The sequence below is a fragment of the Pseudomonas sp. 9.2(2024) genome, from assembly GCF_039695385.1.
In the GTDB taxonomy this organism is placed as follows: domain Bacteria; phylum Pseudomonadota; class Gammaproteobacteria; order Pseudomonadales; family Pseudomonadaceae; genus Aquipseudomonas; species Aquipseudomonas paraglycinae.
In genome coordinates, this window is the sequence record NZ_CP155585.1 from 4,917,096 (window position 1) to 4,931,738 (window position 14,643).

A 14,643-nucleotide genomic window follows, 5' to 3' on the forward strand; every position below is an offset into this window, starting at 1 on the left:
TGGAAATCACGAACACAGCGTCCTCGTCATCTTGAGCGACAAGGACGAAGAGGTACGATGTCGTACGTATTTATTGGAATATTCCATACAATGTAACACTTTGCAATAAATAGAAAAGGCCAAGTGCCATCTTTTGTATGTATGTGCTGAATGCTCTAAAACGCTGGTTACAAGGGTGTTTAATGCAGAATATATTTAAATAAGAAACAACTGGTAACCCTACAGTTGTGGACTCCGCAGCCGAAAGATGTACGACGACTAGCCATTTGCTTACGAGCTGCGCTCGATATTGACCCGCCCCCACATGTCAGCAGGATGCCCCTTATGAGTTGGTTGAATGACGCAAGACTTTCCACGAAATTGATCACGGCCTTCGCGGCGTGCGCCTTCATCACCCTGGGGGTAGGCCTGCTGGGAAGCCGGGGAGTGACCGAACTCTCGACAAGCCTCAGATCGGTGTTCGGCAACAACCTCGTCGCCGTCGCCAACATCGCGCAGACCAAAATCAAGGCTGTCGGACAGACCCGTGACATGTATCGGCTTTACGTCGCCACTGCCGCCAACCTGCCACAGAGCACCAAAGACGAATTCCTCGCCTCGATGAGCGCCAACCAGTTGGCGAGCGAAAAAGCCTTTGCCGAATACCGGAAAACCGAGCTTGCCGACGACGAACGTGCAGCCGGTGACCGGATGGAGAAGGCCTGGCCCGTTTACCAGGCGATCGTGCAAAGGTATCTGACCCTGATGAAGGCAGGCGACCTGGAAAATGGCCGCGAACTGCTGCTCGGCGATCTGCAGAAAAACTACCGCGTCGTCATGGACGAATTGACCATCATGACCAACTCCAACGACATGCAGGTCAGCGAAGCCGCGAAGCGATCGGTTCTGACGGAGTCCTCCGCCAAGACCTCGCTGTACATCGGCATCGTGCTGGCCTTTGTCGCGGCGATTTTGCTTGGCCTGTTCATCAGCCGACTGATCAGCCGCCCCATCTCCAAAGCCGTTGAAAGCGCCCGAAGCATCGCTGGGGGCGACTTGACTCAAAACATCGTCAGCACCGGCCGCGACGAGGCCGGTCAGTTGCTCACGGCCCTGGCCGAGATGCAGGGCAGTCTGAAAAGCACTATTCAGCAGATCGCCAGCGCGGCAGATCAACTGGCTTCCGCTGCCGAAGAACTCACCGCCGTCACTGACAATGGAAGCCGCGGACTGATTCGTCAGAACGACGAGATCCAGCAGGCAGCGACGGCTGTCACGGAAATGACCTCCGCCGTGGAGGAAGTTGCGCGCAATGCGGTATCCACCTCCGAGGCCTCCCAGACCACCAGCCGGGAAGCCAGCAATGGACGCGATCAAGCGCGAAACGCCGTTGCCGCGATCAACCATGCAACCACGGAAATCGCCACCTCCACCACCATGGTCAAGGACCTGGCAGAGAAAGTACGGGACATCGGCAAGGTTCTGGATGTCATCCGGGGGATTGCCGAGCAAACCAATCTGCTGGCGCTTAACGCCGCCATCGAGGCTGCACGCGCGGGTGAGCAAGGTCGAGGTTTTGCCGTGGTCGCCGACGAGGTACGAGCCCTGGCGGCAAGAACCCAGGCTTCGACGGGGGAAATCGAAGGCATGATCAACGACGTTCGCAACAGTGCAGACGAAGCCGTCGGCGCCATGGGGAAAAGCCAGGCGCTGGTCAGCGAAACCCAGTCACTGGCGCAAGCGACCGGCCAGGCATTGGAGCTGATTGCCGACGGCATCTCGCAGATCAATGATCGCAACCTCGTCATCGCCACAGCCTCGGAAGAACAGGCACACGTTGCTCGTGAAGTGGACCGAAATCTGGTCAACATTCAGGATCTTTCCACCCAGACAGCGGCAGGCGCACATCAGACCAGCGCCTCGACCCAGGAACTGTCCAACTTGGCGGCGTCGTTCAACACTCTGGTCAGTCGCTTTCGCTTATAAATTCCTGAAAACAAAAAGCCCCGCCAGATCACTCTGCGCGGGGCTTTTTCAATAGATGGTGTCCCAGGGCAGGTTCGAACTGCCAACCTTCCCCTTAGGAGGGGGATGCTCTATCCAATTGAGCTACTGGGACACAAATCTGTCGGTGCGACAGACGGCGTGCATGTTAACGGCCGGGCCCTGATTTGTCATGTCGTCCGCAGGGCTTTTTAAGTGTAGGCAGGCGCCTTGCAAGGGTGCCGGACGTTTTACCGTGCAATTTGCATCACCGCAAAAAGCCATCATTGCAGAATGCAATGCGTGCACTTCGAAAAACCCTGCTAAATGCTTGTTTTTAAAGGATTTAACAGCGGTTAGACTATTGGCACGACGGCTGCTTTACCGATTCTTATACAAGAACAATCGGAGACTCGTCTCATGAACAGCGCCCTCGTGTTCGCAAACGCAATCGCACTGGCCGTCCTGGTGGGCTTTCACTTCGTCCCCGAGGACGACGAGAAAGTGGCCGGGCGCATGCCGCATTACCTGCAAGTGCACAAGGCGCCGCAATGGGCGGTGTTGAGCGATCAGAGCTTCGCCCCGCAAGCGGTCAGCGAATCTGAACAGGCGTTGCCGGCGCATTCGACTGAACGTCTGGTTTTTTGAAATATCCTCAGGAGTACAGCATGTCCAAGTCAGCTGCAGGATTTCTGATCCTCGCCTTATTGAGTGGCCTCGGGCATTTTTCGCTGTTCGAGCAAACCGAAATATCCCTGCCCCTGATCGGTTGCGGCGTCTTTTCGGCGCTGTTCGTATTGGCGCTGGTGGCCGGGCGCAAGATCAAGTTTGATCCGGTATTGCGCTGAACCTGACCAGCTCCAGCAAATGATTGACGGCATCGGCCAGGTCGCCCGAGTTGTCGATCAGGTGCACAGGGCTGTCGGTTGAACGCCTGTCCTTGAACAGCGTGTTACGGGCCAGCCTCGCATCGATCTGCTCAAGCGTCTCCCGGCCACGCCGGTGCAGGCGCTCACGCAGGACATCATCCCGAACCGTGAGCAACACCGGCACTAGCGTCGGGTAGTGTTCCAGCGCTTGCCGAAGGTTCGCCCGAGAGCCGTTCACTAGGACGTGCTTACCGTTTTTCAACCACTGATCCATCTCCGCAGGAATCCCGTAGGAAAGGCCGTTGGCCTCCCACCACAGCGTGAACTTGCCTGCACGCTGACGTTGCTGGAACTCCTGGGGCGTCACGCCGATCGCATCCTCGCCCATGGATTCGGCCGAACGGGTGATCACGCGCCTGATGATTTCGCAGTCCAACGCCCGTAAAGGTTCACGCGCAGCCTCGATCAGACTGTCCTTGCCGGAGCCGGAAGGTCCCATGAGGTAAATCAGCCTGCCATCCATCCTGAAAACGCCCTCCGGCGGGCATTTGCCCCTAGTAAATCGGCCATTTGCCACTATCCTGTACAAGGTAAGGAACAACGATTCAACCCGCATAGCATGCACGTTCTGACGCCTTCGGGCATCAGTCGACATGTTTCAGGACGCGGTCAGCGATACGGGCCGATGCTTTCTTTTCAAACCAGTCCGCATTTCTGATAATTGGTGCTGGCATTACGCCTTTACCCGGATCAATATTTGTCACAGAATTGACGCCAATGATCTGGCAATTTTGAGGCATGATGCGCGCCTCTTAACAATTCAGGTTGAACCATTTGGCGCGGATGCTTGTCCTACCACTCATCCTGCGGCCAATCCCGAGAACCGCTCCCCTGAACTAACCGGTTAAATATATGCGCCCATTGAAACAGGCAATTTATTCCAGCCGTACGGCTGACAAGTTCGTCGTACGTCTGCCAGACGGAATGCGTGAACGCATTGCCGAGGTGGCTCGCAATCATCATCGCAGCATGAACTCCGAGATCATTGCGCGCCTTGAGCAGAGTCTTATTCAGGAAGGTGCACTGGGCGAAGAGCTGAGCATGCGCCTGGACAGCCCGGAGCTGTCGCTGCACGAACGCGAGTTGCTGCAACGCTTCCGCCAACTCTCCCATCGCCAGCAGAACGCGCTGGTTTCTCTGATCGCCCACGACGCCGAAATGGCCGCAGACGCATCCTGAGTCAAACCGAACATCTCAAGCCAGCATGAATGCTGGCTTTTTTTTGCCTGCGATTCGGGCTACTTACAGGCGAAAAAAAGCCCGCCAATTGGCGGGCTGTTTTTTATGCAGTCGGTCAGAGCAGGAAAATCGTCGCCAGCCCCAGGAAGATGAAGAATCCGCCACTGTCGGTCATGGCCGTGATCATCACACTGGCGCCCATCGCCGGATCGCGACCCATCTTGGCCAGCGTCATCGGGATCAACACCCCCATCAATGCTGCCAGCAACAGGTTCAACGTCATGGCAGCCGTCATCACCACGCCCAACGACCAGCTGCCGTAGAGCAAGTAAGCGACCACACCGATCACACCGCCCCAGACCAGGCCGTTAATCAACGCCACGGCCAACTCTTTGCGCATCAGGCGCGAGGTGTTGCCGGTGCTGACCTGATCGAGCGCCATGGCGCGAACGATCATGGTAATCGTCTGGTTGCCGGAGTTGCCGCCAATGCCCGCCACGATCGGCATCAGCGCCGCCAGGGCCACCAGCTTCTCGATCGAACCTTCGAACAGGCCGATCACCCGCGATGCGACGAATGCGGTGATCAGGTTGATCGCCAGCCACGCCCAACGGTTGCGCAGGGACTTCCAGACGGAGGCGAAAATATCTTCCTCTTCACGCAGACCCGCCATGTTGAGGACTTCGCTTTCGCTCTCCTCACGAATCAGGTCGACCATCTCGTCGATGGTCAGACGGCCGATCAGCTTGCCGTTCTTGTCGACCACGGGGGCCGAGATCAAGTCGTAACGTTCGAACGCCTGAGCGGCGTCATAGGCGTCCTCGTCCGGGTGAAAACTCACCGGGTCACTGGCCATGACCTCGGAAACCTGTTTCTCCGGGTCATTCACCAGCAAACGCTTGATCGGCAGCACGCCCTTGAGCACGCCGTCGTAGTCGACCACGAACAGTTTGTCGGTATGGCCCGGCAATTCTTTGAGGCGACGCAGGTAACGCAGAACCACTTCGAGACTGACATCCTCACGGATGGTCACCATCTCGAAGTCCATCAGCGCGCCGACCTGCTCCTCGTCGTAGGAGAGGGCCGAACGCACACGCTCGCGTTGCTGCTGGTCCAGAGTCTCCATCAGCTCATGGACGACGTCTCGCGGCAGCTCGGAGGCCAGGTCAGCAAGTTCGTCGGCATCCATGTCCTTGGCCGCAGCCAGGAGCTCATGATCGTCCATGTCGGCGATCAGGGTTTCACGGACGGAATCGGATACTTCGAGAAGAATGTCGCCGTCGCGATCGGCCTTGACCAGTTGCCAGAGCGTCAGACGATCGTCCAGCGGCAGGGCTTCAAGAATGTAGGCGACGTCGGCGGAGTGCAGATCGTCGAGCTTGCGTTGCAATTCGACGAGGTTTTGCCGGTGGACCAGGTTCTCGACCCGGTCATGATGCGGGCCTTCCTGGCGATGAGTCAGGTCTTCGACGACCCGCTGGCGCTGCAGCAGCTCGACGACCTGAGCCAGGCGATCCTGCAGGCTTTCCTGTGTTTTCTTTACTTCGATTTCGGACATAGGCGAACTCCACTCCCAGCAGCGGGGCACGCCGGAAGGATCAATCAGTCAATTCATGATTGGTGAAACGGGTTACTGAATAACTACTGGGTAAGTCCATGGAGGTTTTCCATAAGCCCCGGCGGGGCTGACGGGCGCAATGATACACCGCCTGACGGTTTTAAACGTTAAAAAATAGTGGCTGAAACAAGCGCTTGCGAGACAAAGCTGAGCACTGTCCTGATCCTTCACACTGCGACGACGCATCCTGAAAAGAAAACACACCGGCGGTGAAAAAACTGCCGGCTACGCTTGAGAACAATCGTCATGGAGGACGCCGAATGCCATCGAAAACATCCCGATTCATGCTGACCACCCTGCTCTGCCTGCCCGCCATCGGGAGCGCAACGACACTTCATCGTTGCGAAGCTTCAGATGGTCACGTCACGTTCACCACGCTGAGCTGCGCGAACGATGAGCACCTTTCATTGCAGGAAGTTCGCCCCTACTCGCCTGGCTCCACAGTCACCCTGATACCCGAAGCCCGGCACGAAGAAATATCCGGTATGAATATCAGAAAGCGAGAAATGGCCGTCGTCGGGCGCACCCAAGACAAATGTGGAGATCTGATCGACGCGCGACAGAAACGCGAGGCGATCATCAATCAACGAATCATCGCCGGCATGAGCCAACAGGATGTTGAAAGCGCCTTGGGCAAACCCGACAAGGTGAGCATCCGAAATTCGGCAACGAGTTATCGTTACGACCTCAAGCGAGGCCGCAGTGCTCAAATCGATTTTGATGAGAAAGGATGCGTGACGGGAAAAGCCAAATCCCGGACAGCAAAAAGCCCGCGTTAAACGCGGGCTTTTCGGTATATGGTGCACTCGACAGGATTCGAACCTGTGACCGCTCGGTTCGTAGCCGAGTACTCTATCCAGCTGAGCTACGAGTGCAATTTGTGTTTTTAGACCAGACCACAACTGGCTGTAACCAAGTCATCCGCATTGCTGCAATTGACTCTTAAATGGTGCACTCGACAGGATTCGAACCTGTGACCGCTCGGTTCGTAGCCGAGTACTCTATCCAGCTGAGCTACGAGTGCATTTTGTGTTTTTAGACCAGATCACAACTGGTTGAAACCGAGTCATCTGCATCGCTGCAATTGACTCTTAAATGGTGCACTCGACAGGATTCGAACCTGTGACCGCTCGGTTCGTAGCCGAGTACTCTATCCAGCTGAGCTACGAGTGCATTTGTTGCGCCGCATTATAGCCCGTCTAATCTCTATTCCAACCACTTTTTCTATAAATTTCAATAACTTACAGAAAAAGCCAGATTACAACGTACTAAGCAAATAATGGCGGAGAACGGGGGATTCGAACCCCCGACACCCTTTTGAGGTGTACTCCCTTAGCAGGGGAGCGCCTTCGGCCACTCGGCCAGCTCTCCGCAACACGGGGCGTATATTAACCACCTTCTTCCCCGTTTGCAAACATAAAAATCGATAAAAATTAATGGCTTGGTTCTTCGTCCTTCTCTTTCTTTATACGCAGATAGATTTCTTCACGGTGCACGGCCACCTCTTTCGGGGCGTTGACGCCGATACGCACTTGATTTCCTTTAACGCCGAGCACGGTCACGGTGATTTCGCCATCACCGATAATCAGGCTTTCTGCGCACCGACGAGTCAGAATCAGCATACCTTTCTCCTCACGCGAATCATTTCAGGGACAACAGTCTGCAAAAAAAAGGCACCCGACCTACAACCGGAGCGATCGTAGCCCTACATGCCTGAGTATTGACCAGCGCGAGCAAAAGAACAGTTCAGGGCCCACGCCATTCAAAAAATAAAGGGCGCGGTCAGACCGCGCCCTTCAGACAACGCATCACTCGCCCTGACGGGCCGGAGCGTCGAGTTCGAAAGCCGTGTGCAGGGCGCGCACGGCCAGTTCCAGGTACTTCTCTTCGATCACTACGGAAACCTTGATTTCCGAGGTCGAGATCATCTGGATGTTGATGCTTTCTTTTGCCAGGGATTCAAACATGCGGCTGGCCACGCCTGCGTGGGAACGCATGCCGACGCCGACGATCGAGACCTTGGCAATCTTGGTGTCGCCAACCACTTCACGGGCACCGATCTCGCGAGCGGTGTTTTCCAGCACGGTTTGCGCAGACTGGTAGTCGTTGCGGTGCACGGTGAAGGTGAAGTCGGTGGTGTTATCGTGCGCGACGTTCTGCACGATCATGTCGACTTCGATGTTCGCGGCACTGATCGGGCCGAGAATCTTGAACGCCACGCCCGGGGTGTCTGGCACGCCACGGATGGTCAGCTTGGCTTCATCGCGGTTGAAAGCGATGCCGGAAATGATCGGCTGTTCCATGGTTTCCTCTTCATCAATAGTAATGAGGGTGCCCGGACCCTCCTTGAAGCTGTGCAGTACGCGCAGCGGAACGTTGTACTTGCCGGCGAACTCCACCGCGCGGATCTGCAGCACCTTGGAACCGAGGCTGGCCATTTCCAGCATCTCTTCGAAGGTGATCTTGTCCAGACGCTGAGCAACCGATACCACGCGCGGGTCAGTGGTGTAGACCCCATCAACGTCGGTGTAGATCTGGCATTCGTCAGCCTTCAGTGCAGCGGCCAGCGCCACACCGGTGGTGTCGGAACCGCCACGCCCCAGGGTCGTGATGTTGCCGTGCTCGTCGACGCCCTGGAAACCGGCGACCACAACCACGCGGCCGGCTTTCAGGTCACCGCGAATCTTCTGGTCATCAATCTGCAAGATACGCGCTTTATTGTGCGCACTGTCCGTCAGGATCCGCACCTGGTTGCCGGTGTACGACACCGCCGGCACACCGCGCTTGATCAGCGCCATGGCCAACAGGGCGATCGTCACCTGCTCACCGGTGGAAACGATCACGTCCAGTTCACGCGGAACCGGTTGATCTTCGCCACTGATTTGCTTGGCCAGATCGATCAGACGGTTGGTTTCGCCGCTCATTGCAGACAGCACAACCACCAGGTCATCGCCGGCATCGCGGAATTTCTTAACCTTGTCGGCGACCTGCTCGATTCTCTCGACAGTGCCGACCGAGGTGCCTCCAAATTTCTGTACGATCAAAGCCATTTCAAAGCCGCCTCTGCCCATGAAGGGCGCCCAATAATCACTCAAACAGCCGTCGGGCCCGCCACTAGACTGCGGGCCCGACGGGCCGTCTTATAAACCCTGCTCGACGAATGGAACGGTCAGCGCCAGTGCGCCATCCAGTGCGCCGGCGTCGACACCGCCGCCCTGCGCCATGTCCGGACGACCACCGCCCTTCCCGCCCACTGCCGCAGCAGCCTGTTTCATCAAATCACCGGCTTTGAGTTGGCCAGTCAGGTCCTTGGTTACGCCTGCAACCAGTACGACCTTTTCCTCATGGACACTGCCGAGCAGGATCACTGCGCGGCCGAGTTTGTTTTTCAGCTGATCGACCAGCGCCAGCAGCGCCTTGCCGTCCTGACCATCCAGACGCACGGCCAGCACTTTCACGCCCTTGACGTCCACGGCCGAAGCCGACAGATCGTCGCCAGCGGCAGCAGCGGCCTTGGCCTGCAACTGCTCGAGCTGCTTCTCAAGCGCACGGTTGCGCTCCAGCACAGCCGACAGCTTGTCGATCAGGTTGTCGCGGCTGCCCTTGACCAGGCTGGCCGCTTCCTTGAGTTGTTCTTCAGCAGCGTTCAAGTAAGCCAGCGCCGCAGCGCCGGTGACCGCTTCAATACGACGCACACCCGATGCCACACCGCCTTCGCTGATGATTTTCAGCAGGCCGATGTCGCCGGTACGGTTGGCGTGGATACCGCCGCACAGTTCGACGGAGAAATCACCGCCCATGCTCAGCACGCGCACGTTGTCGCCGTACTTCTCGCCAAACAGCGCCATCGCGCCCTTCTGCTTGGCGGTTTCGATGTCGGTTTCTTCGGTTTCAACGGCGGAGTTCTTGCGAATCTCGGCGTTGACGATGTCTTCCAGCGCCTTGATCTGCTCAGGCTTGATCGCTTCGAAGTGGCTGAAGTCGAAACGCAGGCGCTGACTGTCGACCAAAGAACCTTTCTGTTGAACGTGGTCGCCCAGCACTTTGCGCAACGCAGCGTGCAGCAGGTGAGTGGCCGAGTGGTTCAGCGAAGTGGCGTGACGCACGTCAGCTTCGACGTGGGTTTCCACCGGTGCGCCAACGATCAGGCTGCCCGACGCCAGTACGCCGTGGTGCAGGAACGCGCCGCCGGTCTTGGTGGTGTCGCGCACGTCGAAACGGCTGTTGCCGGCCTGCAGGTAACCGCAATCGCCGACCTGGCCACCGGATTCGGCGTAGAACGGGGTCTGGTTCAGCACCACAACGCCTTCCTGCCCTTCACTCAAGACGTCCACGGACTGGCCATCTTTATAGAGAGCAACGACTTTCGCCGAACCGCTGGTGGCGTGATAACCGGTGAACTCGGTATCGACGTCAACCTTGACCAGGCTGTTGTAGTCCAGACCGAACGAGCTGGCGGAACGTGCACGGACGCGCTGGGCTTCCATTTCACGCTCGAAACCGGCTTCGTCGATGGTCAGGCTGCGCTCGCGGGCGATGTCCGCGGTCAGGTCCATCGGGAAACCGTAGGTGTCGTAGAGTTTGAACACCACGTCGCCTGGAACCACGTCGCCTTTGAGCTCGGCCAGATCCTGCTCGAGGATTTTCAGGCCCTGCTCCAGGGTCTTGGCGAACTGCTCTTCTTCGGCTTTCAGTACGCGCTCGATGTGCGCCTGCTGGGATTTCAGCTCCGGGAACGCTTCGCCCATCTCGGCCACGAGTGCGGCAACGATCTGATAGAAGAAGCTGCCCTTGGCGCCCAGCTTGTTGCCGTGACGGCAAGCGCGACGGATGATCCGGCGCAGTACGTAACCGCGACCTTCGTTGGACGGCAACACGCCGTCGGCAATCAGGAAGCCGCAGGAACGAATGTGGTCAGCCACGACTTTCAGCGACGCCTGAGCGTCGTTGGTGCAGCCGATGGCCTTGGCCGATGCGGCCAGCAGGCTCTGGAACAGGTCGATTTCATAGTTCGAGTGAACGTGCTGCAGCACGGCACTGATCCGCTCAAGACCCATGCCGGTGTCCACCGACGGGGCTGGCAGCGGGTGCAACACGCCATCGGCGGTGCGGTTGAACTGCATGAATACGTTGTTCCAGATTTCGATGTAACGGTCGCCGTCTTCTTCTGGCGAGCCCGGTGGGCCGCCCCAGATGTCGGCGCCGTGATCGTAGAAAATCTCGGTGCAAGGACCGCACGGGCCGGTATCGCCCATGGTCCAGAAGTTGTCGGAGGCGTATGGCGCGCCCTTGTTGTCGCCGATGCGCACCATGCGCTCGGCCGGCACACCGACTTCCTTGGTCCAGATGTCGTAGGCCTCGTCATCGCTGGCGTAGACGGTGACCCACAGTTTTTCCTTCGGCAGGTTCAGCCACTTCTCGGAGGTCAGGAAGTTCCAGGCGTAGGTGATGGCATCACGCTTGAAGTAGTCGCCGAAGCTGAAGTTACCCAGCATTTCGAAGAAGGTGTGGTGACGGGCGGTGTAACCGACGTTTTCCAGGTCGTTGTGCTTGCCGCCGGCGCGCACGCATTTCTGGCTGGAGACGGCGCGGGTGTACGCGCGCTTTTCCTGGCCCAGGAAGCAGTCCTTGAACTGGTTCATCCCCGCGTTGGTGAACAGCAGGGTTGGGTCGTTGCCCGGAATCAAAGAGCTGGAGGCTACACGGGTGTGGCCTTGCTCTTCGAAGAAGCGAAGGAAGGCTTCACGGATTTCTGCGCTTTTCATTAGGTTCTTCCACGGAGGCTGCGGCCAAAGGCCTGTACGAAACGTCAACAGACGAAACGACGGCAAAGGGCCGCATTATATCGGCCCTGCGCGCGGGGTACAGCGTGTTTATACGATAGAAACGGTCAATTGGGTGGCTAACGCTGTCACTTGCGCGAAAACTCGACGAATGTCGCGATCACTTGCTCGATTTGCGAGCGATTGACGTCCATGTGCGTGACCATCCGCAGGCGGGCGGCAGCGCTCAATTTGATCCCGCGCTCGGCAGCGAAAGCCTTGATCGCCTCGGCACGGTCGCCCATCTGCACGTAAACCATGTTGGTCTGCACCGGCTCGACGCTGAAACCGGCCTCGCGCAGGCCTTCAGCCAGATACTGGGCGTTGGCATGGTCATCCGCCAGACGCTCGACGTTGTGATCCAGCGCGTACAGCCCGGCCGCCGCCAGCAATCCAGCCTGACGCATGCCGCCACCGACCATTTTGCGCAGGCGCCGGGCCTTTGCAATCAACGCCGACGAACCGCACAGCACCGACCCCACAGGCGCGCCGAGGCCTTTGGACAGGCACACCGAGACCGAATCGAAATATTGGGTGATTTCCCGAGCATCGACCCCGAGCTTGACCGCCGCGTTGTACAGCCGCGCGCCGTCCAGATGCAGTTGCAGGCCGTTGTCCCGAGTGAACTGGCGGGCCCGGGCCAGATAGTCCAGCGGCAACACTTTGCCCTGCATGGTGTTTTCCAGCGCCAGCAGGCGCGTACGGGCGAAGTGGAAATCGTCGGGCTTGATCGCCGCGGCCACCTGATCCAGGTCCAGCGAGCCGTCGGCCTGCACTTCCAGCGGCTGTGGTTGAATCGAACCGAGTACCGCTGCGCCGCCGCCCTCGTACTTATAGGTGTGCGCCTGCTGACCGACGATGTATTCGTCACCGCGCTCGCAGTGTGCCATCAGGCCCAGCAGGTTGCTCATGGTGCCGGTCGGGACGAACAGCGCGGCGGCGAAACCCAGCCGTTTTGCCAGTTCGGCTTCCAGACGATTGACCGTCGGATCTTCGCCATACACGTCATCGCCGGTGTCGGCGCGGGTCATCGCATCGAGCATGGCGGGGGTCGGTTGAGTGACGGTGTCGCTGCGAAGATCGATAACGCTCATGAACCTGGCCTCAAGTCAGCAGGGGAAATCTCTTTACGAAGGTGAATTACTGCGGGCACGGCGCGGATTAATCAACCCTCGCGCAAGGAAAAGTCGTTTCCTGTGCTTCGAAAAATCCGATGGCAATCATCACAAAGGCGCAATGCACAGCCCGGCAATCTGTGTTAAAAACGCTGCGCCGCCCGATAAAGGGCGGCGAAACGTTCTCAGGGCGGGGTGCAATTCCCCACCGGCGGTAATTGCGCGCAATGCGCATAGCCCGCGAGCGCTTGGTGTCAGGCACGGCAAAAACCGTGAGCGGCGGCAAGGTCAGCAGACCCGGTGTGATTCCGGGGCCGACGGTCATAGTCCGGATGAAGAGAGAACGGGATTGACGCCAAAGGGCCGTCCGCCGTGTTCGCGCGAGCGTGCGTACCCTTGAATCCCTTTCGATTCATAACGCCCTGTTTTTCACACAAACAGGAGTCAGAACATGCAACCCACCGCTATCGACAGCAAAAGCAAACACACCCACGGCGAGCGCGTCGCGTTCATCCAGGCCTGCTGGCACAAGGAAATCGTCGACCAGAGCCGTAAAGGCTTCCTCGCCGAAATGATCGCTCAGGGTTATCAGGAATCGGACATCGATTTCTTCGAAGTCGGCGGCGCCTTTGAAATGCCTCTGCACGCCAAGCTGTTGGCCAAGACCGGTCGTTATGCCGGTATCGTCGCGGCCGCCCTGGTGGTGGACGGCGGAATTTACCGGCACGAATTCGTCGCCCAGTCCGTGGTCAGCGGCCTGATGCAGGTTCAGTTGGAAACCGAAGTGCCGGTGTTCTCGGTATCGCTGACCCCGCACCACTTCCATGCCGGCGAAGAACACCAGAAGTTTTTCTTCGAGCATTTCGTGCACAAGGGTCAGGAAGCGGCGAAGACCTGCGCCGATACGTTGCAGAAAGTGCGTGCGTTGCGCCGCACCGAGCCGCGTGCTGTAGCGGTCTGATGCAATAACGATCTCCCCCGCGCGCTGCGCGGGGGAGATTCAGTTTCAGGCAAGATTTTCGTCAGTGGTCGGCACGATCAGAATGCCCGCCCGCAGGCCGTTCTTGACCTTGGGGTTGGGGAAGATGATCCGCGCGCCCTGCTCTTCGATGATCCAGCGGGTATTGGCCAGGTCTTCGGCCAGCACATAACCCACATCCAGTTCCGAAAAGTTTTCGATGTCCGCCGGCAGGTTCAGGCGGAACGCATCGCTGTGCTTGATGATTTCCCGTGCCACGCTGAACAGTTGCAGACCGTCCAGGCCCTGCTCTGCCATTTCCGGCTCAGTGCCTTCGATGATCTGCTTCAGGCGGGTTTCCAGCAGTGACACATTGACCCCGGCGTTCTGCCCGAACGGCCGCGCCTTGCCCAGCTCCAGCGTGAAGGACTCGGCCCCCAGCTTGTCGTAGGTGTAGGAGCTGAACACGATCGACGGCTTGTTCTGCAACAGCACCGCCTCCATGCCGGCCGCGCGCAGGCGGGCCAGCTCAAGACGGGAATGCTGGCGACCTTCCTTCCACGGATACAAGGCGAACTGCTCGATTTTCGAACCGCGAATTGCGGTGTGCAGGTCGTAGTGCAGGCGCTGACGGTCAGGAAGGCTGAAGAAGCTTGCCGCCAGACGTTCCAGCTCGCAGGCGCGCAGGGCTTCGGAACCGCTGCTTTGTTCGTGACGGCCGTTGAACAGCCGATTGACGTCCTGCTCGACGAAACGTTCGCCCTTGCGAATCGCTTCCGGGTTGCCGAACAGGAACAGAATGCGTGCGCGCGGCTTCAGATCGCCGCGGGCGATGTCATGCAGCAACCGGTCGAGCAATTCGATCGGTGCCGTTTCATTGCCGTGGATACCTGCCGACAGCAGCAGATCCAGGCCATTGTCGCGCGCTTCGGGTGGCCGGACTTCCAGCGCCCCCTCGCTCAACCAGCGCATGCGCACGCCTTCGACAGTCAGTTGAGTCTTCTCCGCCGGTTCGCGGCCGGCGAGGGTCAGTTCAAGCAGTTTGCCGAGGGCGAGCATA

The 14,643-nt window shown here is 58.4% G+C and carries 13 protein-coding genes, 5 tRNA genes and 1 riboswitch; of the genes, 6 read left to right on the top strand and 12 right to left on the bottom strand.

Annotated elements, in window-relative coordinates:
- Window positions 1-324 precede the first annotated feature (324 nt).
- Window positions 325-1,965 carry a methyl-accepting chemotaxis protein gene (locus tag ABFB52_RS22110; protein WP_039772090.1) on the top strand — a complete coding sequence of 547 codons (1,641 nt, stop codon included), beginning with the start codon at window positions 325-327 and terminating at the stop codon, window positions 1,963-1,965.
- Window positions 1,966-2,021: 56 nt separating this feature from the next.
- Here the strand turns inward: ABFB52_RS22110 and ABFB52_RS22115 are convergent.
- A tRNA-Arg gene (locus tag ABFB52_RS22115) sits at window positions 2,022-2,098 on the bottom strand.
- A gap of 284 nt (window positions 2,099-2,382) precedes the next feature.
- On the opposite strand from ABFB52_RS22115, the gene ABFB52_RS22120 reads away from it, so the two are divergent.
- Together ABFB52_RS22120 and ABFB52_RS22125 are read left to right on the top strand one after the other, a co-directional pair.
- Complete coding sequence (locus ABFB52_RS22120) at window positions 2,383-2,610, top strand: hypothetical protein (RefSeq protein WP_129974104.1); 228 nt, start codon at window positions 2,383-2,385, stop codon at window positions 2,608-2,610.
- A 20-nt stretch (window positions 2,611-2,630) separates the two neighbouring features.
- Entirely contained in the window at window positions 2,631-2,810 is a 180-nt protein-coding gene (locus ABFB52_RS22125; protein ID WP_085745123.1) for a PA3371 family protein, read from the top strand.
- Here the strand turns inward: ABFB52_RS22125 and phnN are convergent.
- Window positions 2,785-3,354, bottom strand: a complete 570-nt coding sequence (gene phnN / locus ABFB52_RS22130) for a phosphonate metabolism protein/1,5-bisphosphokinase (PRPP-forming) PhnN (RefSeq protein WP_129974105.1) — start codon at window positions 3,352-3,354, stop codon at window positions 2,785-2,787. The genes ABFB52_RS22125 and phnN overlap by 26 nt on opposite strands.
- A 389-nt stretch (window positions 3,355-3,743) precedes the next feature.
- Here phnN and ABFB52_RS22135 point away from each other — a divergent pair, with 389 nt between their 5' ends.
- Window positions 3,744-4,070: an Arc family DNA-binding protein gene (locus ABFB52_RS22135; protein WP_003178899.1), complete on the top strand. Its 327-nt coding sequence runs from the start codon at window positions 3,744-3,746 to the stop codon at window positions 4,068-4,070.
- A 115-nt stretch (window positions 4,071-4,185) separates the two neighbouring features.
- Here ABFB52_RS22135 and mgtE read toward each other — a convergent pair whose 3' ends face one another.
- On the bottom strand, window positions 4,186-5,628 hold the full coding sequence (gene mgtE, locus ABFB52_RS22140) for a magnesium transporter (RefSeq protein WP_007960287.1): 1,443 nt from the start codon (window positions 5,626-5,628) through the stop codon (window positions 4,186-4,188).
- Between the two features lie 320 nt (window positions 5,629-5,948).
- On the opposite strand from mgtE, the gene ABFB52_RS22145 reads away from it, so the two are divergent.
- Window positions 5,949-6,467 carry a cell envelope protein SmpA gene (locus tag ABFB52_RS22145; RefSeq protein ID WP_085745125.1) on the top strand — a complete coding sequence of 173 codons (519 nt, stop codon included), beginning with the start codon at window positions 5,949-5,951 and terminating at the stop codon, window positions 6,465-6,467.
- A 19-nt stretch (window positions 6,468-6,486) separates the two neighbouring features.
- Here ABFB52_RS22145 and ABFB52_RS22150 read toward each other — a convergent pair.
- The 8 genes from ABFB52_RS22150 to ltaE all read right to left on the bottom strand — a co-directional run bounded on the left by ABFB52_RS22150 (window position 6,487) and on the right by ltaE (window position 12,604).
- Window positions 6,487-6,563: transfer RNA gene (locus ABFB52_RS22150), tRNA-Arg, on the bottom strand.
- A 72-nt stretch (window positions 6,564-6,635) separates the two neighbouring features.
- Window positions 6,636-6,712: transfer RNA gene (locus ABFB52_RS22155), tRNA-Arg, on the bottom strand.
- 72 nt (window positions 6,713-6,784) lie between these two features.
- A tRNA-Arg gene (locus ABFB52_RS22160) sits at window positions 6,785-6,861 on the bottom strand.
- Between the two features lie 107 nt (window positions 6,862-6,968).
- A tRNA-Ser gene (locus tag ABFB52_RS22165) sits at window positions 6,969-7,059 on the bottom strand.
- A 62-nt stretch (window positions 7,060-7,121) separates the two neighbouring features.
- Window positions 7,122-7,310 carry a carbon storage regulator CsrA gene (gene csrA / locus ABFB52_RS22170; protein WP_002554426.1) on the bottom strand — a complete coding sequence of 63 codons (189 nt, stop codon included), beginning with the start codon at window positions 7,308-7,310 and terminating at the stop codon, window positions 7,122-7,124.
- A gap of 186 nt (window positions 7,311-7,496) precedes the next feature.
- The gene (locus ABFB52_RS22175) at window positions 7,497-8,738 is read right to left on the bottom strand and encodes an aspartate kinase (protein WP_007951048.1); all 1,242 of its coding nucleotides are present in this window, start codon (window positions 8,736-8,738) and stop codon (window positions 7,497-7,499) included.
- Window positions 8,739-8,828: 90 nt separating this feature from the next.
- Window positions 8,829-11,453 (bottom strand): alanine--tRNA ligase, encoded by a 2,625-nt coding sequence (gene alaS, locus ABFB52_RS22180; RefSeq protein ID WP_129974031.1) that lies wholly within the window; start codon window positions 11,451-11,453, stop codon window positions 8,829-8,831.
- A 146-nt stretch (window positions 11,454-11,599) separates the two neighbouring features.
- Window positions 11,600-12,604 carry a low-specificity L-threonine aldolase gene (gene ltaE / locus ABFB52_RS22185; protein WP_085745127.1) on the bottom strand — a complete coding sequence of 335 codons (1,005 nt, stop codon included), beginning with the start codon at window positions 12,602-12,604 and terminating at the stop codon, window positions 11,600-11,602.
- A gap of 198 nt (window positions 12,605-12,802) precedes the next feature.
- Window positions 12,803-12,974: riboswitch (FMN riboswitch) on the top strand.
- 102 nt (window positions 12,975-13,076) lie between these two features.
- Here ltaE and ABFB52_RS22190 point away from each other — a divergent pair.
- Complete coding sequence (locus ABFB52_RS22190; protein ID WP_011335530.1) at window positions 13,077-13,586, top strand: 6,7-dimethyl-8-ribityllumazine synthase; 510 nt, start codon at window positions 13,077-13,079, stop codon at window positions 13,584-13,586.
- A gap of 45 nt (window positions 13,587-13,631) precedes the next feature.
- On the opposite strand, the gene astE is transcribed toward ABFB52_RS22190, so the two are convergent.
- Window positions 13,632-14,642 (bottom strand): succinylglutamate desuccinylase, encoded by a 1,011-nt coding sequence (astE, locus tag ABFB52_RS22195; RefSeq protein WP_007951052.1) that lies wholly within the window; start codon window positions 14,640-14,642, stop codon window positions 13,632-13,634.
- Window position 14,643: the final 1 nt, after the last annotated feature.

Excerpts from the sequence above, each read along its gene's own strand:
- csrA (WP_002554426.1), bottom strand. The coding sequence starts at position 7,310 with ATGCTGATTCTGACTCGTCGGTGCGCAGAAAGCCTGATTATCGGTGAT.
- alaS (WP_129974031.1), bottom strand. The coding sequence starts at position 11,453 with ATGAAAAGCGCAGAAATCCGTGAAGCCTTCCTTCGCTTCTTCGAAGAG.
- ABFB52_RS22175 (WP_007951048.1), bottom strand. The coding sequence starts at position 8,738 with ATGGCTTTGATCGTACAGAAATTTGGAGGCACCTCGGTCGGCACTGTC.
- ABFB52_RS22135 (WP_003178899.1), top strand. The coding sequence starts at position 3,744 with ATGCGCCCATTGAAACAGGCAATTTATTCCAGCCGTACGGCTGACAAG.
- ABFB52_RS22190 (WP_011335530.1), top strand. The coding sequence starts at position 13,077 with ATGCAACCCACCGCTATCGACAGCAAAAGCAAACACACCCACGGCGAG.
- ABFB52_RS22120 (WP_129974104.1), top strand. The coding sequence starts at position 2,383 with ATGAACAGCGCCCTCGTGTTCGCAAACGCAATCGCACTGGCCGTCCTG.
- astE (WP_007951052.1), bottom strand. The coding sequence starts at position 14,642 with ATGCTCGCCCTCGGCAAACTGCTTGAACTGACCCTCGCCGGCCGCGAA.
- mgtE (WP_007960287.1), bottom strand. The coding sequence starts at position 5,628 with ATGTCCGAAATCGAAGTAAAGAAAACACAGGAAAGCCTGCAGGATCGC.
- ABFB52_RS22145 (WP_085745125.1), top strand. The coding sequence starts at position 5,949 with ATGCCATCGAAAACATCCCGATTCATGCTGACCACCCTGCTCTGCCTG.
- ABFB52_RS22110 (WP_039772090.1), top strand. The coding sequence starts at position 325 with ATGAGTTGGTTGAATGACGCAAGACTTTCCACGAAATTGATCACGGCC.
- phnN (WP_129974105.1), bottom strand. The coding sequence starts at position 3,354 with ATGGATGGCAGGCTGATTTACCTCATGGGACCTTCCGGCTCCGGCAAG.
- ltaE (WP_085745127.1), bottom strand. The coding sequence starts at position 12,604 with ATGAGCGTTATCGATCTTCGCAGCGACACCGTCACTCAACCGACCCCC.
- ABFB52_RS22125 (WP_085745123.1), top strand. The coding sequence starts at position 2,631 with ATGTCCAAGTCAGCTGCAGGATTTCTGATCCTCGCCTTATTGAGTGGC.